Here is a 771-nt window from a genome sequence, read left to right on the forward strand (position 1 = left end):
TATTTTTAAGGATTAGGAATCCTGTAATATCGGGAAGAGGATTTTCAACCGTGCCTCTACAAAATGCATCCTTTTTTTGCGAGCTTTCTCTCCTAATTTTTTTAATTCTCCTAAGTTACGCTGCACAAAACTCATCAAAATTTTAGAAAACATGTAAGCAAACTTCATAGCTAAAAAGATCAGTACGTGATTCAAAAAGCCCACACAAAATATGTGGGCTTTTCTCGTCAATGCAAACAAATAAATTTAAGAGGTGTTTCCCAATGGTGGACAAGAACAAATGAGTACTCTGTCCCCCGCAACATTATCAATACGGGAAACAGGAGGCCAATATTTATTCGTTGGATCAAGATGATGATTGGGAAAAGCAGCCTCCTGTCGCGAATAAGGATGTACCCAAGCATCATCTATTGTATCCACCAATGTATGTGGTGCATTGACCAATGGATTATCATCTTTTGGCCAAACACCTGCACCAACTTTCTTAGCTTCTTCAGCAATAGAAAGCAAAGCATCACAAAAGCGATCAATCTCTGCTTTTGGCTCTGATTCTGTTGGCTCAATCATCAAAGTCCCGGGAACTGGAAACGACATCGTCGGCGCATGGAATCCATAATCTATGAGACGTTTTGCGATATCATCAACACTTACTCCATACTGCTCTTTCAATACGCGTGTATCCACAATACATTCATGAGCAACACGTCCATGCTTGCCCCGATACAGAATGGAATAAGCCTGTGAAAGACGCTCAGCGATATAATTGGCATT

General features: G+C 40.3%; 1 pseudogene. It reads right to left on the reverse strand.

The features are described from left to right. Positions 1–246: 246 nt before the first annotated feature. A pseudogene (locus ACFIK8_RS11090) lies at positions 247–771 on the reverse strand (glycine dehydrogenase (aminomethyl-transferring)); the annotation flags it as partial.

The sequence above is a fragment of the Bartonella sp. MR168JLCBS genome (assembly GCF_042194175.1).